This window comes from Bradyrhizobium frederickii (assembly GCF_004570865.1).
Lineage (GTDB): Bacteria > Pseudomonadota > Alphaproteobacteria > Rhizobiales > Xanthobacteraceae > Bradyrhizobium > Bradyrhizobium frederickii.
This window is the reverse complement of the sequence record NZ_SPQS01000001.1, coordinates 170234-191269: the sequence shown is the minus strand read 5'-3', so window position 1 is coordinate 191269 and position 21036 is coordinate 170234. Positions and strand designations below refer to the sequence as shown.

Here is a 21036-nt window from a genome sequence, read left to right as displayed (position 1 = left end):
TAGAGCCTGGCATTCTTGCCTCAGATATCCAGCGCCGACGAAAGCGGCATATCATTCTGGCTATCCGGACTGTACGGCAGTCTCGCCGCAACGCCGGGCACACCGGGCTGGTCGATTGCTGCGATCTACTATCATACGATCGGCCGATATCTCCGAGTGCAACTCCTGTCAGTTCATTGCGCCGGCTGCTCCTCTTCACCATGCTGTCGAAAGAGCTCGAGCAAACGCTTGCGCATGATCATGCCGGGGCAGTCGGACGGCATATGCATCTCGATCTTGCGACCCATATCGACGATGGCGTCCGGATCCGTCGATTCCAGCATGTCGCGATCCTCGGCGATGATGGCGGCGTCCCAGTCTGACCCGTCGGGCAAACCAGGGGCATGATGCCATCATCGCGGCGCTTGCCGCTCCCGGGCCTCCACGCAGATTTGCTGGCCGTGATCCGTATGGCGTAAAGTCGCAACGGCGGGCTCGACCATCCCGGATTGATTGCCCCGTCGCGCAAATCGAACGATGCCGCGTGACGCGGACAGAACAGCCGGCCTGCTCTCACCTCTCCGAGAGCCAGATCAGCTTGTTCATGCGGACAGGCGCGGTCGCATGCGACGACATCGCCATCGTTCCAGATCACGAGCAGGTCGAGGCCTGCGACGTTGACGCGAACGATCGTCTCGGCTTTCAGGCGGTCGAGATTGCAAACCGGCGTCCAGCCCAAGCCAGCTGAACCGGCGGCATCATCATCCACCGAGATAGGCCTTTCGCACATGCTCGTTCGCGATCAACTCGGCACCGGCGCCGGACAGCACGATGCGGCCACTCTCCAGCAGATAGGCGTAGTCACACATCTCCAGCGCGGCGAACGCATTCTGCTCGACCAGCAGCACCGTGGTTCCGGCATCGCGGATTCCGCGGATGATCGCAAAAGTCCGCTCGACGATGTTGGGCGCGAGCCCGAGCGAGGGTTCGTCGAACATGATCAACCGCGGCCGCGACATCAGCGCCCGGCCGATCGCGAGCATCTGCTGCTCGCCACCCGACAGGGTACCCGCGGCTTGCCGGCGCCGCTCTGCGAGCCGCGGAAATTCCGCGTAGATGCGGTCGCGGTCGGCCGCGATCTCACCCGAACCACGACGAAGGTAAGCTCCCATGTCGAGATTTTCTTCGACGCTCATGTGCGGAAACACGCGCCGGCCTTCCGGACAATGTGCAATTCCGCTGGCGAGCACGCGCGGAGGTCTTGCCCCGGTGATGTCGATTCCCTCGAAACGCATTTGCCCTGCGCGCGGTGGCACGAGCCCGGAAATTGCGCGCAGGGTCGTGCTCTTGCCAGCGCCGTTCGCGCCGATCAGCGCGACGAGCTGCCCGGCCTTCACGTCGATCGAGATGCCGCGCAGCGCGGTGACGCCGCCATAGCCACACACCATGTCCCGTATCTCAAGCACGGGCAGCTCCATGTCCGAGATAGGCCTCGATCACCGCGGGATCGTTGCGGATCACGTCCGGCGTCCCTTCGGCGATGATGCGGCCGTAATTGAGCACCACGATGCGGTCCGAGACGGTCATCACCATCGGCATGTCGTGCTCGACCAGGAGAATCGTGATGCCTCGGTCGCGGATGCTGCGGATCAGTTCGACGAAGCGGTGGGTCTCCGAGGCGTTCATGCCCGAGACGGGCTCGTCGAGCAGCAGCATCGACGGTTCAGCCGCGAGCGCCAGCGCGACGCCGACCAGCCGCTGCTCCCCGTAGGACAACGAGCCGGCCGCGTCATGGGCGCGGCGTTCGAGCCCGACCCATTCGATCAATTCGCTCGCGCGCTGCCGCAGCATCCGCTCCGAGGCACGCGCGCTTGGCAAACCGAGGAGGGAGTCGATCAGCCGAACCCGGCCCTGTCGATGCAGGCCGATCAGGAGATTGTCGTGGACGGTGTCATTCGGGAATACGCTGGTGCGCTGGAAGGTCCGGACCAGGCCGAGATCGGCAATCTCATGCGGCTTCAGGCCAGCGAGCGCAGTGTTGCGGTAAGTCACGCGGCCCGCGCTCGGCGTCAGGAAGCCGGTCATGACATTGAAGGCCGTCGTCTTCCCGGCCCCGTTCGGCCCGATCAGGCTGACGATCTCGCCCTCGCCCACGGTGAAGCTCATGTCTGAGATCGCGACCAGACCGCCGAAGCAAACCGCGACCTGGTCGATGGTCATGGCAACGCTGCGCGCCGTCATCACGCCGGCTCCTTGGCAGCTGTCTCCGTGAGAGCCACCGGGGCCCGCGCCGACGTTCTGCCCAGCCGACGGCCAAGTCGCTGCGTGAGCGACGGCACGATTCCGCGCGGCAGCAAGAACAGAATCGCAATCAGCACGCCGCCATAGGCGATCCATTGCGCTTCCGGCGCCATGACCGGACGGAGCGCAACCGGCAGAAGCCCGAAAATCAAGCCACCGACGACCGGCCCAGCCAGCGAGCCCTTGCCGCCGCTGATCACCATGATCACCATGGTGACGGTGTTGATGAAGGCGAAAACCTCGGGGTCAATGATCCTGATGTAATGGGCATAGAGGCTGCCGGCCGCACCCGCGATCGCAGCCGAGATCACCGCGGCGATCGTCAGAGTCCTGGTGACGTCGATCCCGACCGAGATCGCGAGCGTCTCGTTTTCCATCAGCCCCCGCATCGCACGGCCGAAATGGGAATGAACGAGGCGCGCGATCAGAAGATAGGCGATGAGTGCCACCACCAGCACGAGGTAGTAGTTGTGCATCTTGGTGCGAAGGGTGAATTCACCAAAGCCGGGCAAAGGCAACGCGATAGACGGGATGTTGGTCAGCGCCAGGGGGCCCTGAGTCAGCTCGACCCAGTTCAGCGCAACCAGCCGGACCACCTCGGCAAACGAGATCGTCACGATGACGAAATAGGCGCCCCGGACGCGGAACGAGAGCAGCCCGACGAAATAGCCGCACAAGCCGGCGACCACGACCCCCAGCACGAAGCCGGCGATCGGCGGCCAGGGCGCATGGACCAGACGGAAGTCTCCGGGCAGGCCTACATCGAAGCCGAGCGAGGTCAGTGCGCTGACATAGGCGCCGATGCCGAAGAAGGCAATGTGGCCCAGACTGAGCTGGCCGGTGAACCCGAGCAGCAAGTTCAGGCTCATCGCACCGATAATGAAGATTCCGGTCGTGATCAGCGCGTTGAGAAGGTAGGGATCGCGCAGCCAGAGCGGGACCGAGGCAAGCGCCGCGACGGCGACAATGGTGCTGATTGCTCTCATCCGACGCGCTCCGCCCGCGCGAACAGTCCGGTCGGCCGAAAAATCAACACCGCGATGATGATCAGAAAACCCATGGCGTCGCGGTAGCCGGAGGAGACATACCCGGCTCCGAGCTCCTCGGCGAGCGCCAGGATGAAGCCGCCGATCACCGCCCCGGTAATGTTGCCGAGCCCGCCCAGGATGACGATGGCGAAGGCCTTGACGGCGGCGAGGTCGCCCATCTGCGGGAAGATCACGTAGACCGGCCCGAGCAGAGCGCCCGCGGCGGCGGCAAGGCTGGAGCCGATCGCGAATGTAGATGTGTAGATCATGTCGACGTTGACGCCCATCAGCGAGGCCGTGTCGTGATCCTGGAATGTCGCGCGCATCGCGCGGCCGAGACTCGTTCTGTTGATGAGGAGGTAGGTCACCAGGATCAACAGCGCTGCGGCGATGAGAACGAACAGGCGCAGCCAGGACACCGACACGGGCCCGAGCACCAGGGGCGCCTCGGGGAATGGCGTGGCGACCGCTTTTGCGACGCCGCCCCAGATCCACAGCGTGCCCGACTGCATCGCGATCCAGGCGCCGATCATGACTAGCATCGTTGTGTCGATGTCGGAGCCGCGTAACGGCCGCAGCAGGGTCAGCTCGATTGCCGCGCCAAGCAGCCATCCCGCCAGCACGGCAACCGGCAATGCGAGGAAGAAGTTGAGCCCGAGCTGTTGCACCACCATGAACATGACGTAAGCGCCGAACGTGTACAGCACGCCGTGCGTGAAGTTCACGACGTTCATGATGCCAAAGATCAGCGTCAGCCCGATGCCGAGCAGCGCATAGGTGCCGCCGAGCACGAGCATGTTGACGAGATGCTGGAGAAATTCGCTCAAGGCTGTTCCCGCGGGTTTTGGACCTCGCGAGGGCCGCGATGTGCCGCCCTCGCCCGGAATTGACGAAGGCTAGAGCGTCTTCATCTCGATCTTTCCGTCGTTGATCTCGATGAGATAGACGTTCGGCTGGCTCTGTCCGCTCTCTTTGCCCTCGGGACCGGACTTGCGGAACACGATGTCCCCGTTGAGCCCCTTGACCTTGATGTCCCAGAACGCTGCCTTGATCGCCGCCGGCTCGGCCTTTCCGGCCTTCTCGATCGCGGCGACCACGGTGCGGATGCCGTCATACCCGCGAAAACTCTCGGTGCAGCCGGCGAAGTCGAAACCGCGCTTCTTCCATTCGGAGACGAAATAGTTGGTCGCTTCCGGATTCGGGGTCTTTTCGGGGAACCACGGCAGGAACGTGGTCAGATGCATGGTGCCGTTGGCGGCAGCTCCCGCCTGGGCGATGATCTGGTCGGGATTTTGCGAGCCGCCTGTGGTGATGATGCGCTTCTTCAAGCCCAGCGCTGCAGCCTGCTTGAAGATCAGCGTCAATTGATCGACCGCGGTGGTGACGATGACCGTCTCGGAATCCGACCCCTTGATCTTGGACAGCTGTGCGCTCATGTCCTGCGCGCCCTGGTCCATGGTTTCGACGAGGCCGACGGCGATCCCCTTCTCTTTCATCATCTTGCTGAAGTCCTCGGCGGTGCCGCGGCCCCAATCATTGTTGATCACGAGGAAATCGACCTTCTTCAGGGCGAGCTTGTCGACGATGCCCTTGAACGCCGCGGCCTCGATTGCCGAGGGCGGCGAGATGCGGAAGATGAAGGGATTCCCTGTCGTCGTGATCTTGCCCGAGGACGAGGTCTCGACCACCATCGGCGTCTCGTACTCCATCAGCTTCGGCATCACAGCCAGCGTCAGACTGGAGCCCCAGGCGCCCATCAGCACCGGCACCTTGTCGCTGGTAATGAGCTTTTCGGCGACGGCGGCGGCTTCCGTCGGGTTGCTCTTGTTGTCTTCGATCACAAGCTCGATCTTCTTGCCGAGGATGCCGCCCTTGGCGTTGATCTCGTCGGCGGCGATCTTGGCGCCATTGACGACGTAGGTACCAGACGCTGCAAAAGCGCCGGTGAGCGGCTCGTTGACGCCGATCTTGATGGTCTGCGCCTGTGCGGCGGCGCCAGCCAAGGCCACTGCCAGCGTGATGGTCGAAACCAGTCCGAGTGCTCGTGTCATATCATCTCTCCAAATCCAACGCTGTTGATCGTCATGGCAGTCCAGACTTCGTCACTCCGCGGCGCCGGCGCGCCGATCATTCCGCGCCTTTCGTCTTGCTGATGCGGCTAAACATGCGCGCGAGCCGGGCTCGCAAGACGTCCGATGCAATCGACCAGAAGCTGAGCTCCGCCGGACGTGGCCGCCCCGGCGACCCGCCGGACATGTGGCGGTCGAGATTTGCGGCGAACTCCGCAACCAGGCGTTTGGCGAGATCCCTGACGAGGCCTGGACGGCCGACTTGCGCGAACATCCCGGTGAGGGTGTAGCCGATCGAAAGTTCGACGGCGGTCACTGCTCCGCCCTCGAGCGGCAGCAGGCGATAGCGGATTTCGCCCTGCGTCGCCGAATGGCTGCGCTGATCGTTGCCAATGCCGACAATGCGGCCGGACAGCGTCGCAGGATCGCGTTCGACGCGTGCCGCTCCCTGGAACGCTGCCGCGATCGGCCCGAGCCTGACACGAAATCCGCCTTCGACACGTTCGGGGCTTGGTGTCCCCCTCAGCGACACGCCCGGGAGGCAGGATGCAACACCCGCGATGTCGTCGAACATCGCGAAGACCTTGGCCGGCGGGTGCGCCAGCGTGAAACTCTGGGCGAGGACCACCGCGGGGGTGAAGTCTTGAATGATGTCGCGCGCAACGCTGTCAGGCGCCGGAGCCAACGCCATCCGCGCAGCTGATGGCTCACTTCGGCCGGGCGCAGCGCGCCCCGAGCCGGCGGGGCCAAGAATGGTTCGGCCGCCGTCGGCCAGCGCCGCGATATTGCGCGCCCGTCTTGCTTCGATCACGAACTGCACCGCCCGCACGATCCCGACATAGCCGGTGCAGCGGCAGAGATTGCCGCTCAAGCCGACACGAATCCGACGCTCGTCGGCGTCCGGCAGGCGCAGCACCAGGTCGCGCGCGGACACCAGCATTCCCGGCGTGCAATAGCCGCACTGCAAGGCGTGCTCCCGGGTGAACGCTGCTCGCAGCTCAGCCGTGATCTCGTCCTCGTCGAGACCCTCGATGGTGGTGACGTCGGCGCCTTCGCATGCCACCGCATAGGTGATGCAGGAACGCGCCGGCACGCCATCGAGCAGCACGGTGCAGGCGCCGCAGACGCCGTGCTCGCAGCCGAGATGGGTGCCGGTCAGGTCGAGCCTGTCGCGCACGAAATCGGCGAGGCTGGTCCGCGGCTCGGCCACCACCTCCACCGCGCGCCGGTTGACGCTGAGCGCGATCGTGGTCATGCCGCGGCCTCCTGAACGGCGCGCCTCAGCACGCCGACATGAATGTGGCGCTGCGCGGTGTCGTCGATGCCGGCTTTGACGAGAAGAGCATCGGCGACGCGGACATCGAACCGCTGCTTGTAGTCCGCGGTAATCCGTCCGCCGAACAGCTCGGCCGCATCGCTCACCACGATGGGTGCCGCATCGATGGCGCCGATCACGATGCGTGCCGAACCGGCGGCCGGATCGATCAGAGCCGCGCCGATCGCATGCGCGAACTCGCCGGTCTTGCGGCAGCTCTTGGCATAGCCCCAATGCGCCGAGGCAGCGCGGGCCGGCACATGGATCGCCTCGACGATCTCGCCGGCGTGAAGGGCCGATTCCAGCGCACCTGTGACGAACGCCTCGATGGCCATCGCGCGGGTCCCGGAAAAGCTGCGTAGTGTGAGCCGCGCGCCCAGGGCAGACAGCGCCGAAATCCAGTCCGCGGCGGGATCGGCATGGCTGAGCGAGCCGCCGATCGTCCCGCGATTGCGCACGGCGCGATAGGCGATGTTGGCGGCGACGGCGCGCATGGCACCGCGCGTCACGTCGGCGATGCGCCCGTCCTCGATATCGGCATGGGTGACCAGAGCGCCGAGCACGAGTTCGTTGCCGGAGACCTCGGCGCGCTTGAGTTCGGCAATTCCGGAAATATCCACGATCAGCTCCGGCTGAACCAGCCGCAAATTGAGCATGGGGCCGAGCGACTGTCCGCCGGCGATGATCTTGGCCGATCCGCTGCCGGCCGCCAGCATCGAGAGTGCCACATTGAGATCGCGCGGGCGCTCGTAAGCAAAGGGAGCGGGCTTCATGCCGCGCTCCTTTCCGCCGCACGCGCGGCCAGCACGGCGGCGACGACGCGATGCGGCGTGATCGGCGACTGCATCAGCTCGACGCCCAGCGGGCGCAGGGCATCGTTGACGGCGTTGGCGATCGCGGCAGGCGGCGCAATCGCTCCGCCCTCCCCGATGCCCTTGACGCCGAACTGCGTATAAGGCGACGGCGTCTCCATGTGATCGAGACGGGCCGCAGGAACCTCGGTTGCCCCAGGAAGCAGGTAGTCCGCAAGCGTCGTCGCCAGTGGCTGCCCGGACGCGTCGAACGGCATCTCCTCGTAAAGTGCGGTGCCGATGCCTTGGGCGAGACCGCCATAGATCTGGCCGTCCACGACGAGCGGATTGACCAGCACACCGCCGTCCTCGACGATCACATAGTCGAGGATCTCCACCTCACCGAGATCGGGATCGACCGCCACGACAGCCGCATGCGCCGCATAGCTGAAGGTACCGCTGTCACGCACGGGCTTGTAGCCTTGCGTGACCTCCAGCCCGCCCGGATCGACATCGGCCGGCAGGTCCTGCGGACGGCGATACCAGGTGTAGGCGATCGCCTTCAGTCCGACGCTGCCATTGACGCCGCGCACCTCGCCATTTTGCAGGACAACGGAGGCCGGATCGTGCTGTAGGAGCTTCGCGCCGATCCGCCGGGCGCGTTCGCCGAGCTCGCGGCAGGCGGTGGCCACCGCGCCGCCCGCCATCACCATGGAGCGCGAACCCCAGGTGCCGGTCGAATAAGGCGTCATCGCGGTATCGCCGAGGACGATGCGAATGTTCGCGACATCGATGCCGAGGATCTCATGCGCGACCTGGGCGAGCGTCGTTTCCATGCCCTGACCGTGGGAATGCACGCCGACGCGCAATTCGAGGCCGCCGTCCGGCGTGAGGCGCGCCGATGCCTGCTCGTGGCCCGGCACCATCGGGATGCCCCAGCCGGAATAGACGGACGTGCCGTGCGCGGCCTGCTCGCAATAGATTGAGACCCCGACGCCAACCCGCCGGCCGGCGGCGTCGCCTTGGCGCTGGCGCGCGCGAATGGCATCGATATTGATCGCAGCGAGCGCGCGTCGCATCGCCTCGGGATAATCGCCGCTGTCAAAATGCTTCTTGGTGATGTTGTCGAACGGCATCTGTTCCGGCCGCACCAGATTACGCAGCCGCACCTCGCCCGGTTCGAGACCTGCCTCTTCCGCGACGAGATCCAGCATCAATTCCAGTGCAAAGCACACGCCGGTGCGCGCCACGCCGCGGTAAGGCAGGATTGGGCATTTGTTGGTAGCCACCGAGAAGGTGCGGCAGCGGTAGGCCGGCATCTTGTAGGGACCGGGCAAAATACTCGCGACTTGCGCGGCCTCGAGGCAGGCCGAGAACGGATAGGACGAGTATGCGCCGGAATCCACCGTCGCCTCGCAATCGATGCCACGCAAGGTGCCGTCGCGGTCGGCATAGACCGTGATCTTGTAGTGATGCTCGCGGCAATTCGAGCTGGCCACGAGATGCTCGCGGCGGTCCTCGGTCCAGCGCACGGGATAACCGCATTGCATCGTCAGCCAGGACAGGCAGACTTCTTCCGGCAGCAGAATGCCCTTGTGGCCAAAGCCGCCGCCGACATCCGGCGAGATGACGCGGATCTGGCCTTCCTCCATATTCAGGCATTCGGCGAGGCCGCTGCGCGTGATATGCGGCATCTGCGCCGCGGAATGCAGCGTGAGCTGATCGAGGCGGCGGTCGAAGGTCGCGACCACGCCACGGCCCTCGAGCGGCGACATGCATTGCCGCGCGGTCGAGATCTCGCGCGTCACCTTGATCGGCGCGTCGAGCGCGGCGGAGATGTCGACCTCGTAATTGGTCTCAAGGAAGACATTGTCACCCCAATGCTCATGCACCAGGGTCGAGCCGGGCTGGCGCGCCTTCAGCATGTCGTATACGGCGGGGAGTTCCTCGAGATCGAGCATCACCGAGGCCGCGATGTCCTCGGCTTCGGCGCGCGTCGGTGCAACACACATCGCAACGAGTTCGCCGACCTGGCGTACCTTGCCGGTCGCCAGCACCGGCTGCTCCGAGATCTTGAAGCCCGGCAGCCCCGAGACCGCGCGGATCGGCTTGACGCCGACGAGATCGGCTGCCGTGAAGACGCTGCTACGATAGCGTTCAGGCACGTGGATGCTGCGGATGCGCGCATGCGCCAGCGGGCTGCGCACGAAAGCGACGTCGCGGAGGCCAGCGAGGCGGATGTCGGCGACGTACTGGCCGCGGCCGCGCATCAGGCGGTCATCCTCCTTCCGCGGAAGCCGTGCGCCCACACCCTGCCCGGATCTGCCGGAAGGAAATTCTCGCTCGTTGCGCACGCCGGCGTCCTCCTTCACCGCAGCCCTACGCCGCAACGGCCTGGGGCAGGATCGGCGCGACCGCGTCGAAGCGCGTGCCGGCGCGCAGGCAGAACACCGGTTGCAGCAGACGCTCGGCGATCACCTCGTTGTTCTCGTTGTCCCTCAGGACAAACCGGCCGCTCTGCTCCGTGAGCACGGAGACGTCGGCGTCCATGCCGACCTTGAGGGCGCCGATCTCCCCGCTCCGGCCGAGCATTTTGGCGGGATTGGAGGTAACCATCGGCACCACCTGCTCGAGCGACAGGCCCAGCGCCATCATCGAGCTCATCGCCTGGACCAGGCTGAACTTGGCCTGACCGGCAAAGGGATGATTCTCATCATCCTCGTGCTGGTCGGGCGTTCCGGCCGGCGCGGGCACATGAGTGTTGTAACCGTGGATGTCGGCGCCCAGCGTGGTCGGGATGATGCCGGCCGCGATCGCCTTCTTCGCCAGCCGATAGGAGAAATGGCTGCCGTGGCCGACATCGACCTTCAGGCCGCGATCGAGCGCGGCCTGGATCACCGGATGCACCTCGCCCTCGCGGTTGACGAAGCCGCCGGGATGGCGCGTGAAGGGATGGGCGAGGACATCGCCCTCGCGCAGCAGCGGGATCACGCGCGTGAGGATCGTGTCGGCATCTTCGCCATTGGCACCGCTCTCGGGCAGACCCCAGAGCTGGCCGAAATGCACATAGACCGGCAGATCGGCACGCTTGCCGATCTCGGCCGCCATCTCGATGACGCGGATGCCCCAGCGCGCGAAACCGCCGATCTCAGCATGGGCCTTGATGCCGCGCACGATGTCGAGATTGGCCGTCGCCGCCTTCACCGTTGCATCGATGTCGACGCCGTCGGGACTATAGAGCTGCGGATAATAATGCCCCTCGAGGCCGCCGACGAGATAGGCAGAAAGGAACGCGTAGACCCGCGAAGCCGAAGGCTCCACGATGAACTGACGGAAACCGGGCAGCGTCATGCAGGACGGGCCACCCTGATCCACCAGCGTCGTCACACCCGACTGCACACCGACCATGTCGGGATTCATGCCGAAGCGGCCGGTGACATATTGATAGACGTGGGCGTGGGTGTCGATCAGCCCGGGCAGCACCAGCTTGCCGCCGACGTCGACGACCTCTCTCGCGCTGGTCGGAAGGATGTCGGACGCGACCGCCGCGATCTTGCCGTTGCGCACGGCGATATCCCTGATGCCGTCCACGCCCGAGGCCGGGCAGATCACGCGGCCGCCTCTCAGCAGAAGGTCAAAGCTAGCACTGACGGACATGGCGCTCTCCTCAATCGCGTGCGGGCGGTTGCACGCCCTTGAATTACGAAGCATGCTTCGTATTTGACCGAAGCAAGCTCCGTGCCATGATCTGGAGGTGGCGAGCGGGTTCGAATCGAGCTAAGCGCGGCAGGATTTCAAATAGGAGAGTGTGCATTGCGACAGGCGAAGACACGTCGCGGCGGGAGCAGGCACCGCCCCTGGCCTTTGTCGCAACGACCCGGATACCTGATCCGCCGGCTGCACCAGATTCACGTCGCACTGTTCCAGGAAGCCTGCGGCGCGTTCGAGGTCACGCCGCTGCAGTACAGCCTCCTTTCGGCGCTAGCTGTGCGCGAAACCGCCGATCAGACCACTCTGGCGGCCGATATCGCCCTCGATCGCACCACGACGACCGGCGCATTGAAGCGTCTCGCGGCACGAAACCTGGTCGAGCGCGCGGTCAACAAGGACGATCGCCGGGCGCGTCTGTGCCGATTGACGCCCGCGGGTGCAGCCCTGCTGGTCAAGATCGAGGGCGCGGCGCGACGGGCGCATCGCGCGACATTGGGGGATCTCAGCGAGCGGGAGCAGGCGCAGTTCATCGAAATGATGCAGCGCATCGTGGCCGGTAATCCCAGTCGCGACAGTGCCGCTGCCCTATTCGACTAGACGCAGCTGCTGCGCTTTTGAGTTGGCCTGCTCAACTTATCATCGTAGCTGTGCCCGCCGATGCACGCCGCCTGGCTCTCGCCGGCAAGTCAGATGCGCCGGCGCGCATGACCTGCGCGCGCTTGAAAACCCAGCGGCAATCTGCCGCGAGGCATGCCGCGCCAGCCTCGGCGCACGACCTTCCAGGGGAATGGCACGATTTATGCTGCGATGATGCGAAGCGTGCTTCGTATTGGGGGATGCCATGACGGATTCCGAACTTCGCGCTGATATTCACAGCATCGAGCCGATTCCCGATGCGGACCGGGACTCGACCGGGCCGCAGCAGATGTGGATCTGGGCCGGCGCCAACATCGCGCCGGTGAACTGGGCCCTCGGCGCGCTCGGCATCATCCTCAAGCTTGGCCTGATGGAGACGATCGCGGTCATCGTGCTCGGCAACATCGTCGGCTGCGCGATCTTCGCGACCTTCACGGTGATGGGGCATAAGACCGGCGTCAACCAGATGGTGTTGAGCCGGTCCGCGTTCGGCGTACGCGGCGCCTATCTGCCGAGCATTCTCATGTTCCTGATGACGCTGGGCTGGATCGGGGTCAACACCTACTTCCCGGTCAAGGTCTCGATGGGCATCCTCGGACAGTTCGGCGTTCCCGACACCTGGCCGGTCGAGCTGGTCGTCATTACGCTGGTGATGGCCGTGCAGGTGCTGATCGGAATCTACGGCTTCTATGCAATACGCACCTTCGAAAAGTACACGGTGCCGCCCACCATCGCCGTCATGGTGCTGATGAGCATTTTGGCGTGGACGCGCCCTGGTGTCGTCAACTGGAACCTGACTACCTCGCTCGCTCCCGGTGCGCATCTGGCGATGCTGACACTGCTTACCACCGCGATCGGGGTCGGCTGGGGCATTTCCTGGGTGACCTGGGCCTCCGACTATTCTCGCTTCGTGCCCAGAAGCGTGCCGTCGAAATCCGTGTTCTGGTACAGCTATGTCGGCATGTTCGTGCCGACGGTCTGGCTCGGCATTCTCGGCGCAACCATCGCCTCGACGACCCTGGATACCGACCCTGCCAAGATGGTCAGCGCGGTGTTTGGAGGTCCCGTCAGCATCCTGGTTCTCCTGATGGTGCTGCATGGCCCGATCGCCACCAACATCCTCAACGTCTATTCGGCGACGTTGGCGGCGCTGAGTGCGGGACTGAGATTGTCGCGCTTCTGGCTCACCGTCATCGTCGGCATCGCCGGCTACCTGGTTACGCTGTACTTCATCTTCGCGCCATCTTTCGCGAAAGCGTTCGACAACTGGATGATCAGCCTGTTGCTGTGGATGAGCTCGTGGGCCGGAGTGGTGCTGGCCGACTTCTTCATCAAGAGGAAGAGCAGGATCGACGTCGCCGAGCTTTACCGCTCGCCGCAGACCAGCGCCTATGGTGACATCAACTGGGTCGGCATGGTTGCGTTCTTTGCGGGCCTGGCCGCCGGATGGCTGGTGCAAGACGGCTTGGTCGGCGCGCTTCAGGGGCCGATCTCGATCAACCTGCTCGGCGGCGCCGATCTGAGTTGGCTGTTCGGCATCGGTGTTGCGGGGCTCGTCTATCTCGGGCTCGACAAGCTCGTGACGTCGCCCTCCTCCATCGTTGCGAGCGGCGCAGGGCGATAGCGACCTCGCCAATCCCGCATGCCGCAGCGAACGTGAGGTTCAAGCCTTGCCCGGTTAGACGCTGGCCCACGTCGGCCTGCAGGGCCTAGAGGGCCGCCGCGAGCACCTCGCCCGTCTCGATATGCGGAATCGCCTCGACCAACTTGCGGGTGTAATCGGTCTTCGGATTATCGAACAGCGACCGGCTTTCCCCCTGCTCCACGATGCCGCCATTGCGCAGCACGATGGTGCGGTCGCACAGCATCCGCACCACGTTGAGATCGTGGCTGACGAACAGCAGCGCGATGTCATCGTCGCGCCTGAGGCGATCGAGCAGTTGCAACACCACCGCCTGCACCGAGACGTCGAGCGCAGCGGTCGGCTCGTCCAGCACGAGGAGCCGCGGCCGGCAGGCGACGGCACGGGCAATGCCGACGCGGGCCTTCTGGCCGCCGGAGAGCTGATGGGGGAAACGCGGCAAGAGATCGAGCGGCAGCCCCACGCGCTCGGCGCATTCCTCGACGCGCTTGCGCAGCGCGTCGCCTGCCCGCATGCCATCGAGCCGCATCAGGGGGTGGGCGATGCAGTCGAACGCGGTGAAGCGCGGATTGAGGCTCTCATTCGGGTCCTGAAAGACCATCTGGATGTCCTTGCGCAATGGCGAGCGGTGAAAGTCACGCGACGCCACATGGCCGATCGACTGCCCATCGAACACGATGTCCCCTTCACTCGGGTCGATCAGGCGGCAGATCATGCGCGAGGTCGTACTCTTGCCCGACCCGGATTCGCCGACAAGCCCGACACTCTCGCCCCCGGCCATCGTCATGGAGAAGTCGGCGACCGCCGCAGAGCCCTGGTCGAAACGTTTCGCGAGCTTGCGCACCTCCAGCAACGGCGGCGTCCCGTGTGCGGGCTCCTGCCTGGGCCTGCTGACCACAGTCGCGTAACGCTCCCGCTCCTCCCTGGTCACGAGATCCTCGATCCGGGACGTCGCGGTCGGCGAGGCCGCGACGAGGCGCTTCGTATAGGAATGCTTCGGCGCGCTGAAGAGCGTCCTCGGGCTCGCCTCCTCGACGATGCGGCCGCGCTCCATCACCGCGATGCGGCGGCAATAGCGCGCCGCGAGTCCCAGATCATGCGTGATCAGGATCGTCGCCATGCCGCGTGCGGCGGCGATGTCCGCCAGGAGATCCATCACCACCTTCTGCGTGGTGACGTCGAGACCGGTGGTCGGCTCGTCCGCAATCAGGAGCGCCGGATTGCAGGAGATCGCGATCGCGATCATGACGCGCTGGCACATGCCGCCCGACAGTTCGTGCGGGTAGGCGTTCATTCGCGCTTCTGGATCGCGAATCTGGACCGCGCGCAACAGTTCCAGCGCCTCGGCACGCGCAGCCTCTTTCGAAATGCGCTTGTGCGTGAGGATCGCATCCGCGATCTGCAATCCGATCGCGCGGATCGGATTCAGCGCCGACCGCGGGTTCTGAAAGATCATCGACATCGCGGCGCCCTGGAGCTGACGGAGATCATCGCCGCGGAGCTTCGTCACGTCCCGGCCGCGAAACAGGATCTTGCCGCCGGTGACGCGCCCGGCGGCATCGAGCAGGCGCGTCGTAGCAAAGCCGGTCACCGACTTGCCCGAGCCGCTCTCCCCGACGAGACCGAGCATTTCGCCGGCCTGCACCGTCAGGGTCACGCCGCGCACGGCCTCGACCATGCCGCGCCGCGTCGAGAACGCGACGTGGAGGTCGTCGATCCTGAGCAGTTCCTCGCTCACGTGCGCATACGGGGATCGAGAATATCCCGCATCCCATCCCCGAGGAGATTGAAGCACAGCACGGCCAGCATCAGTGCGAGGCCCGGAAAGGCCACCAGCCACCACCGACCCGTCGAGATGAAGCGCGCACCCTCCGCCACCATGATGCCCCATTCCGGCGTCGGCGGTTTGACGCCAAGGCCGATGAAGGACAGGCCGGCCGCGTTCAATATGGCCCAGCCGAGATTGAGCGAGATCTGCACCGCCATCGCAGGCAGGATGTTCGGCAGCAGGAAACGGAGCACCACCGAGAAATGACTCTCGCCGCAGGCGCGCGCGGCCTCGACCCAGCCGACATTGCGGCGGACGTTCACTTCGGCGCGCGCGAAGCGGATGTAGAAGGGAAGATTGATGATCGCGGTTGCGATCACGATGTTCTCGACGCGGTTGCCGAGGGCCGCGACCATCGCCATTGCCAGCACGAACAACGGAAAGGCCATCATCACGTCGACAAAGCGGCCGACGGTGCGATCGAGCCGGCCACCGGCGTAGCCGCAGAATGAGCCGACGACGGCGCCGATCACGAAGGAGATGCCGACCGCAGACACCGCAATGGCAAGATCAAGCCGCGCCGCGATGATGAGGCGGCTGAACACGTCGCGCCCGAGCTGGTCGGTGCCGGCGAGATGGGCCGCGCTCGGCGGCTGCAACGCTTCGGACACGTTGGAGGCCACGGGATCATAAGGCACGATCCAGGGGCCGAAGATCGCAAGCAGGACGAACAGCGTCACCCCGGCCGCGGCCACCGCCGTGAGCGGATTGCCGCGCAAAATCCAGACCGAATGGCGGAGGGTTGCACTGGTCATCCGATGGAAACCCTGGGATCGGCGATTCCGTAGCAGATATCGACCACGAGGTTGACCAGCACGAACAGGCTCGCCATCAGCAGCACGAAGCCCTGTACCGGCGCATAGTCTGACGAGAGCAGCGCATCGAGTGCATAGGAGGCGACGCCAGGCCAGGAGAACACCTTCTCCACCAGCACATTGGCGCCGAGCATGGTCGAGAACACGATGCCGGCGATGGTGATGACGGGAAGGATCGCATTCCTCAATGCATACGTGACGACCACCTTGCCCCAAGACAATCCGACCGATCGCGCGGTACGTACGAAATCGCTCCCAAGCGACACCAGCATCGAGGCGCGGGTGATCCGCGCGAGCGGCGCGATGACGAACAGGGCCATACTCACTGCCGGCAGAGCCAGCTGCTTGCAGGCCGCCCACCAACCCTCGAAATCTCCAGCCAGCAGGAAATCGATCGAGAGAAAGCCGGTTCGTTGCGGCGGCAGCGAGGTGAACACGTCGATCCGACCGGTCGGATCAGGCGCAAGCCCGAGCAGGTAATAAAAAACGTAGATCAGCAGCAGGCCCGAGACGAAGGTCGGGACGCAGACGCCGAGGGCGCAGAACAGCCGGACGCCATGATCGATGATCGATCCCGGCCGCAGCGCCGCGACCACGCCGAGCGGAACCGCCGCGATCAGCGCGATCAGGAGCGCGGTCAAGGTGAGCTCCAGGGACGCCGGCAGACGCTCGCGCAGGTCCTTCAGTACCGGCTGCCCCGTCATCATGGAGCGGCCAAGATTGCCGCGACCGATGTCGGAGAGATAGAACACGAGCTGCTCCGGCACCGATTTGTTGAGCCCCATCTGTTTGCGAATCTGCTCGATCTCCTCCTTGCCGGCATTGGGGCCCGAGGCGAAGAACACCGCGGGGTCGCCGGGCAACACGCGCATCAGCAGAAAGGTGAAGACCAGCACGCCGAACAGCGCCGGCAGCGACGACAAGAGCCGCCTGCCCGCCCGCACCATCGTTGCACCAAGACCGGTCATCACCATTCAGCGCTCTCGTTGATCACGATGTCACTTCCGGCTGACATCGCGATAGTCCACCTGGCGATGGAACTCGTAGGTGTAGCCTTCGATCGACGGCGCCATGACCGCGTCCTGGTTCGGTTGCCACAGCATGATCTGCGGCATCAGATCGAAGTGCATCGCATTGAGCTTGCGGCCTGCTGCCTCATACTTGGCCTTGTCCGGCTCGAAGCGGGCTTCCTGCGCAATCGCGGCAAGCTCCGGGTTGTTGATCGAGCTGTAATTCCAGCGCTGGGTGCCTGTGTAGAAGTTGCGGTAGAAATAATCAGTCGACGGCAGCCAGGCGACGATGCCCTCCGTGAAGAAAGGCAGCTTCTTCTCGTTGATCTGCGTCGACATCTGCGCGTCCGGCAGCTTCTGAATGTCGACCTTGATGCCGATCTTGGCAAGCGACTCCTTGACAAGGGCAGCCATCGGCTCCGCCGTCGCGGACTGGCCGACATTGAAGCTGAACGTTGTCGAGAAGCCTTCCGGCAGACCGGCCGCCTTCAGATATTCCCTGGCCTTGTCGAGATCCATCTTCACCGGCTGCTGGAACGGATAAATGCCATTCAACGGATTGCCATCCGGCCATGTCGCGCCGAACAGCGGCGCGCCCCGGCCGAACAGGGCAGCCTTGAACATGTCGTCATAGGGCAGCGCGTAAGCGATAGCGCGGCGCACATTCACGTTGTCAAAGGGCGGCAGCTGGTTGTTCATCGAAACGTAGGTGATCGCATTGTATTGCGGCGTCGAGATCACCTTGAGCTTGCCCTTGGCCTCCAGCGACTGCACATCGCTGGCCTGGAGATCGACAACGAGATCGGCATCCCCGCGTTCGACCAGATTGGCGCGGGTTGCCGGTTCCGGAACCGATTGCACGATGACGCGCTTGAAGAAAGCCGGCTTGTTGGCCGAGCCGCGGTTCCAGTTCTCGTCCCGCTTGAGGATCACCTGCTCGCCGGGCTTGAAGTTCTCGACCACGTAGGCGCCGCTGCCTGCGGTGTGCTCCTTCAGCCATGCAGTGGCCCAGGGATCATCCGGCGTCGCGTGTGCCTTGGCGACCTTCGAGTTGATGATCATGGGATAGACCGTGGCCAGGTTCGGCAGCGCGAGCTTGTCGGGCTTGGGCAGCGTCACCTCGATGGTGAGAGGGTCGATCACCTTGAACTGATCGGCCGAGGTCAGCGAGCCCGTCAGCAATTGCGCCTTGCCGAGGATCGGCGCGGTGACGCAGCGATCGAGCGACCATTTCACGTCCTCGGCGGTCACGGGCGAGCCGTCCTGGAATTTTGCGTCCTTGCGCAGACGGAACGTGAGCTTCAAACCGTCGGGGCTGACGTCATAGGATTCGGCCAGCTCGCCGGTGATCGTGTCGAGATCGAACACCCATTTGCCATTGAGCTGCTTGCGGCCAAATGCCACCAGCCGGTCATAGGTGCTCATGCTCAGCGCGAAAGATTCGCGCGTCGAGCCCGGGATGTTTGGATCGAGCGTGTTGACGGAGGCGCCGGTGACATAGCGTAATGTCTCCGCCCTGGTTTGCGCCTGCGACGGCGCGGTGGCGATCGACAACAGCGCAGTGGTGGCGAGAACTGAGGCCGCAGACCTGAAAGACACAAAACGCATTGGTTTTCCTTGAATTTCCGAAGAGGAAGGCCGGCTAGACTGGTCAAGAAAGAAGCAAGTTGCGCGCCAGTCTCACGGCGTGCTGGTGGGGACGCCTCGTCGCGGCGGCGCATGGATGATCATCGCGTTTCCCCGATTTTTCGCGCCGGCCTCGTAACCACGGCCTGCGGCACGTCATAGGCGCAGAGCGAAGTCCAGTGCCGCTCGACATCGGCGCGAAACAGGCCGCGTGTCAGGCCGTTCACGAGCTTTGGAACGGCCGTCGTCATCGCATTGATCGACGATCCAGACGGGCCAAAGCTCATGGTTGAGGCGATGGCGAAGAGATGGATGTCGGAAATCCACGGCGTCTCGCCGGCTACGCGCTCGGTGAAAGCGTAATCGTCGGCGAGGTAGGGAAAGCGGCCGAGCCGATCGTTGCGCTCGCTCTCCGGCGGTTGATAGCGGTCGGCCCAGGTCGCGATGTTGGCAGCGAATGCGGAGAGCTCGCCACGACTGGAAAAGTTCATGTCGATGCCGGTGCCGCAAATGAGGAAATCCGTCGCGATGGCGCCACGCGGCGTCTGCAATTCGATGCCCCTGTCGGTTTCGCGGGCCGTCTCGACCGGTGCGCCCTCGTGCAATGTGAAATTGACGTAGCGCGCGCAGCGATCATAAGTCGGTTGCGGAAAGCCTTCCCGCATTTCGAGGATCGCCCTCATGAAGCGCCAGCGCCATGCATCGTCGAGATCGCTGAGGTGGCGCAGGAAGCCGCGAAAGGTCAGCCAACGATAGGGCTGGATCACCTGGATCTGCGACCGGCGACACAGCAGATGCACCTCTGCCGCGCCCGCCTCCAGCGCGGTCGCCGCATTGTCGAAGGCGGATGCACCGGCACCGATCACGGCCACGCGCTTGCCACGAAGCTTCTCGAAGTCGATGTCGTCGGCGACGGTCGCGACCGAACTCGCCGGCAGATGCGCTAGCTGCTCCGGGACCATCCAATCGCCCATGCCCTCCTGCCCCGTCGCGAGCACGATCTTGCGGGCGTAAAGCGTCCCGATCTCGCCTGCCCGTTTCACGCGCGCGACCAGTAGGCCGTCGGATGCAGGCACGATCTCCAGAAGCTCGGAATTGTTGCGCACGGGCAAGCCGATCGTGCGCCGCAGCCACAGCAGATACTCCGCCCAATGGCAACGTTCGATCAGGCCGAGCTGTTGCCAGCTTTCCTTGCCGAACCGGGCTTCGTGCCAGGACTGGTAGGTGAGGCTCGGGATGTCGAGATCGGGGCCGGTATAATCCTTCGGGCTGCGCAGCGTCGGCATGCGGGCATAGGTTAGCCACGGGCCTTCCTTGCCATCTTCCGACTTGTCGATCAGCAGGATGTTGCTGACGCGCGAGCGCATCAGGCCGAAGCCGATGGCGAGGCCGGACTGGCCCGCGCCGACGATGAGGACATCCAGCGCCGGTCTGCCATCGGGTCCCGTCTTCGGTTCGAGCCATGCGGCATGAGGATGCGCGATCTTCGCGAGATCGGCGCGCACGTTCGTTTCGAGCGTCGTCAGCCCATCACTCATGCCGCGAGCCAGCCTCCGTCAACCACCATCACGGTGCCGGTCGTGAATGAGGATGCATCGCTGGCGAGATGCAGCGCTGTCTGCGCGATCTCCTGCGCCTCGCCAAACCGCTTCATGGCATGGCGGTTGCGCGAGGCCTCACGCACCTCGTCCGAATTGGCGTGACGGGCGAAGCTGCGGCGAAGCATCGGCGTATCGATCGCGCCCGGCGCAATCGCGTTGACGCGAATGCCGTCGGTGGCGAAATCCACCGCCATGGTGCGCGTCAGGCTGACGATGGCGCCCTTGGCGGCGATATAGGCGCTGTTGCCCTTGCCGCCGGCCATCGCGAGCTGCGAAGCCAAGGTGATGATGGAGCCGCTGTTCTGCCGCTGCATGTGAGGCACGGCGGCCCGCGCCCACAGCCAGGTGCCGCCGACATTGGTGCGAAACACCGCGTCCCAGTCGTCCAGGCTCGTCGTCAACACCGTGCCGCCGCAGGAGAAGCCGGCCGCCGTCATCAGGATGTCGAGGCGACCGTGGCGCGCGACGACCTCGCCGACGACGGTCTCGGCGAAACCGGCATCGCCGACGTCGCCGACGTGAGTCGTAGCCTCGCCGACCAGGCTCACCGTCTCCTTTAGGCCGGCGGCATCGCGATCGACCAAGGCAAGGCGCGCGCCCTCCTCCACGAACAGCTTTGCGCTGGCGCGGCCGATCCCCGAGCCTGCTCCCGTGATGATCGCCGTGCGCCCCTGCAGCCGCATC

The 21036-nt window shown here is 64.7% G+C and carries 18 protein-coding genes and 2 pseudogenes; 3 read left to right on the top strand and 17 right to left on the bottom strand.

The annotated features are described in order from the left end of the window. Positions 1 to 6: 6 nt before the first annotated feature. Positions 7 to 138, top strand: a pseudogene (locus E4K64_RS41010) (phenol degradation protein meta); the annotation flags it as partial. Between the two features lie 35 nt (positions 139 to 173). On the opposite strand, the gene E4K64_RS00825 reads toward E4K64_RS41010, so the two are convergent. The 11 genes and pseudogenes from E4K64_RS00825 to E4K64_RS00775 all read right to left on the bottom strand — a co-directional run bounded on the left by E4K64_RS00825 (position 174) and on the right by E4K64_RS00775 (position 11140). Next, the gene (locus E4K64_RS00825) at positions 174 to 323 is read right to left on the bottom strand and encodes a hypothetical protein (RefSeq protein ID WP_235884444.1); all 150 of its coding nucleotides are present in this window, start codon (positions 321 to 323) and stop codon (positions 174 to 176) included. A gap of 173 nt (positions 324 to 496) precedes the next feature. Then, positions 497 to 769: pseudogene (locus E4K64_RS41005) on the bottom strand (Rieske (2Fe-2S) protein); the annotation flags it as partial. Beyond that, entirely contained in the window at positions 741 to 1445 is a 705-nt protein-coding gene (locus E4K64_RS00815; protein ID WP_167771729.1) for an ABC transporter ATP-binding protein, read from the bottom strand. The gene E4K64_RS00815 and the pseudogene E4K64_RS41005, both read right to left, overlap by 29 nt. Further along, positions 1438 to 2220, bottom strand: a complete 783-nt coding sequence (locus tag E4K64_RS00810) for an ABC transporter ATP-binding protein (RefSeq protein ID WP_167771728.1) — start codon at positions 2218 to 2220, stop codon at positions 1438 to 1440. Before E4K64_RS00810 ends, E4K64_RS00815 begins: the two co-directional genes overlap by 8 nt. Then, entirely contained in the window at positions 2220 to 3266 is a 1047-nt protein-coding gene (locus tag E4K64_RS00805) for a branched-chain amino acid ABC transporter permease (RefSeq protein ID WP_135161724.1), read from the bottom strand. The genes E4K64_RS00810 and E4K64_RS00805 overlap by 1 nt, the downstream gene beginning before the upstream one ends. Further along, entirely contained in the window at positions 3263 to 4135 is an 873-nt protein-coding gene (locus tag E4K64_RS00800; RefSeq protein ID WP_164718350.1) for a branched-chain amino acid ABC transporter permease, read from the bottom strand. The genes E4K64_RS00805 and E4K64_RS00800 overlap by 4 nt, the downstream gene beginning before the upstream one ends. A gap of 69 nt (positions 4136 to 4204) precedes the next feature. After that, positions 4205 to 5359 (bottom strand): ABC transporter substrate-binding protein, encoded by a 1155-nt coding sequence (locus tag E4K64_RS00795; protein ID WP_135161723.1) that lies wholly within the window; start codon positions 5357 to 5359, stop codon positions 4205 to 4207. Between the two features lie 76 nt (positions 5360 to 5435). Beyond that, complete coding sequence (locus tag E4K64_RS00790) at positions 5436 to 6632, bottom strand: xanthine dehydrogenase family Fe-S subunit (RefSeq protein WP_135161722.1); 1197 nt, start codon at positions 6630 to 6632, stop codon at positions 5436 to 5438. Further along, positions 6629 to 7465 carry an FAD binding domain-containing protein gene (locus E4K64_RS00785; RefSeq protein WP_135161721.1) on the bottom strand — a complete coding sequence of 279 codons (837 nt, stop codon included), beginning with the start codon at positions 7463 to 7465 and terminating at the stop codon, positions 6629 to 6631. Before E4K64_RS00785 ends, E4K64_RS00790 begins: the two co-directional genes overlap by 4 nt. After that, positions 7462 to 9753, bottom strand: a complete 2292-nt coding sequence (locus tag E4K64_RS00780) for a xanthine dehydrogenase family protein molybdopterin-binding subunit (RefSeq protein WP_235884442.1) — start codon at positions 9751 to 9753, stop codon at positions 7462 to 7464. Before E4K64_RS00780 ends, E4K64_RS00785 begins: the two co-directional genes overlap by 4 nt. Positions 9754 to 9862: 109 nt before the next feature. Continuing rightward, positions 9863 to 11140, bottom strand: coding sequence for an amidohydrolase/deacetylase family metallohydrolase (locus tag E4K64_RS00775; protein ID WP_135161719.1), 1278 nt, complete (start codon positions 11138 to 11140; stop codon positions 9863 to 9865). A gap of 156 nt (positions 11141 to 11296) precedes the next feature. On the opposite strand from E4K64_RS00775, the gene E4K64_RS00770 reads away from it, so the two are divergent. Both E4K64_RS00770 and E4K64_RS00765 read left to right on the top strand, forming a co-directional pair. Next, complete coding sequence (locus tag E4K64_RS00770) at positions 11297 to 11791, top strand: MarR family winged helix-turn-helix transcriptional regulator (protein WP_235884440.1); 495 nt, start codon at positions 11297 to 11299, stop codon at positions 11789 to 11791. Between the two features lie 244 nt (positions 11792 to 12035). Further along, positions 12036 to 13454, top strand: a complete 1419-nt coding sequence (locus E4K64_RS00765) for a cytosine permease (RefSeq protein WP_167771727.1) — start codon at positions 12036 to 12038, stop codon at positions 13452 to 13454. Between the two features lie 85 nt (positions 13455 to 13539). Here the strand turns inward: E4K64_RS00765 and nikE are convergent, their stop codons facing one another. The 6 genes from nikE to E4K64_RS00735 form a co-directional block, all read right to left on the bottom strand. Beyond that, on the bottom strand, positions 13540 to 15210 hold the full coding sequence (gene nikE, locus E4K64_RS00760) for a nickel ABC transporter ATP-binding protein NikE (protein WP_135161718.1): 1671 nt from the start codon (positions 15208 to 15210) through the stop codon (positions 13540 to 13542). Beyond that, positions 15207 to 16055: an ABC transporter permease gene (locus E4K64_RS00755; protein ID WP_135161717.1), complete on the bottom strand. Its 849-nt coding sequence runs from the start codon at positions 16053 to 16055 to the stop codon at positions 15207 to 15209. The genes nikE and E4K64_RS00755 overlap by 4 nt, the downstream gene beginning before the upstream one ends. Then, on the bottom strand, positions 16052 to 17086 hold the full coding sequence (locus E4K64_RS00750) for an ABC transporter permease (protein WP_135162055.1): 1035 nt from the start codon (positions 17084 to 17086) through the stop codon (positions 16052 to 16054). Before E4K64_RS00750 ends, E4K64_RS00755 begins: the two co-directional genes overlap by 4 nt. A 27-nt stretch (positions 17087 to 17113) precedes the next feature. Beyond that, on the bottom strand, positions 17114 to 18733 hold the full coding sequence (locus E4K64_RS00745; protein WP_135161716.1) for an ABC transporter substrate-binding protein: 1620 nt from the start codon (positions 18731 to 18733) through the stop codon (positions 17114 to 17116). Positions 18734 to 18852: 119 nt separating this feature from the next. Beyond that, positions 18853 to 20289: an NAD(P)-binding domain-containing protein gene (locus E4K64_RS00740; RefSeq protein WP_135161715.1), complete on the bottom strand. Its 1437-nt coding sequence runs from the start codon at positions 20287 to 20289 to the stop codon at positions 18853 to 18855. Then, the gene (locus E4K64_RS00735; RefSeq protein WP_135161714.1) at positions 20286 to 21035 is read right to left on the bottom strand and encodes an SDR family oxidoreductase; all 750 of its coding nucleotides are present in this window, start codon (positions 21033 to 21035) and stop codon (positions 20286 to 20288) included. The genes E4K64_RS00740 and E4K64_RS00735 overlap by 4 nt, the downstream gene beginning before the upstream one ends. Position 21036: the final 1 nt, after the last annotated feature.

What these genes read in the sequence shown, in the direction of transcription:
- E4K64_RS00745 (WP_135161716.1), bottom strand. Translation starts at nt 18,733, where the DNA reads ATGCGTTTTGTGTCTTTCAGGTCTGCGGCCTCAGTTCTCGCCACCACT.
- E4K64_RS00780 (WP_235884442.1), bottom strand. Translation starts at nt 9,753, where the DNA reads ATGCGCGGCCGCGGCCAGTACGTCGCCGACATCCGCCTCGCTGGCCTC.
- E4K64_RS00740 (WP_135161715.1), bottom strand. Translation starts at nt 20,289, where the DNA reads ATGAGTGATGGGCTGACGACGCTCGAAACGAACGTGCGCGCCGATCTC.
- E4K64_RS00765 (WP_167771727.1), top strand. Translation starts at nt 12,036, where the DNA reads ATGACGGATTCCGAACTTCGCGCTGATATTCACAGCATCGAGCCGATT.
- E4K64_RS00810 (WP_167771728.1), bottom strand. Translation starts at nt 2,220, where the DNA reads ATGACGGCGCGCAGCGTTGCCATGACCATCGACCAGGTCGCGGTTTGC.
- E4K64_RS00785 (WP_135161721.1), bottom strand. Translation starts at nt 7,465, where the DNA reads ATGAAGCCCGCTCCCTTTGCTTACGAGCGCCCGCGCGATCTCAATGTG.
- E4K64_RS00775 (WP_135161719.1), bottom strand. Translation starts at nt 11,140, where the DNA reads ATGTCCGTCAGTGCTAGCTTTGACCTTCTGCTGAGAGGCGGCCGCGTG.
- E4K64_RS00735 (WP_135161714.1), bottom strand. Translation starts at nt 21,035, where the DNA reads ATGCGGCTGCAGGGGCGCACGGCGATCATCACGGGAGCAGGCTCGGGG.
- E4K64_RS00805 (WP_135161724.1), bottom strand. Translation starts at nt 3,266, where the DNA reads ATGAGAGCAATCAGCACCATTGTCGCCGTCGCGGCGCTTGCCTCGGTC.
- E4K64_RS00795 (WP_135161723.1), bottom strand. Translation starts at nt 5,359, where the DNA reads ATGACACGAGCACTCGGACTGGTTTCGACCATCACGCTGGCAGTGGCC.
- E4K64_RS00755 (WP_135161717.1), bottom strand. Translation starts at nt 16,055, where the DNA reads ATGACCAGTGCAACCCTCCGCCATTCGGTCTGGATTTTGCGCGGCAAT.
- E4K64_RS00790 (WP_135161722.1), bottom strand. Translation starts at nt 6,632, where the DNA reads ATGACCACGATCGCGCTCAGCGTCAACCGGCGCGCGGTGGAGGTGGTG.
- E4K64_RS00825 (WP_235884444.1), bottom strand. Translation starts at nt 323, where the DNA reads ATGCTGGAATCGACGGATCCGGACGCCATCGTCGATATGGGTCGCAAG.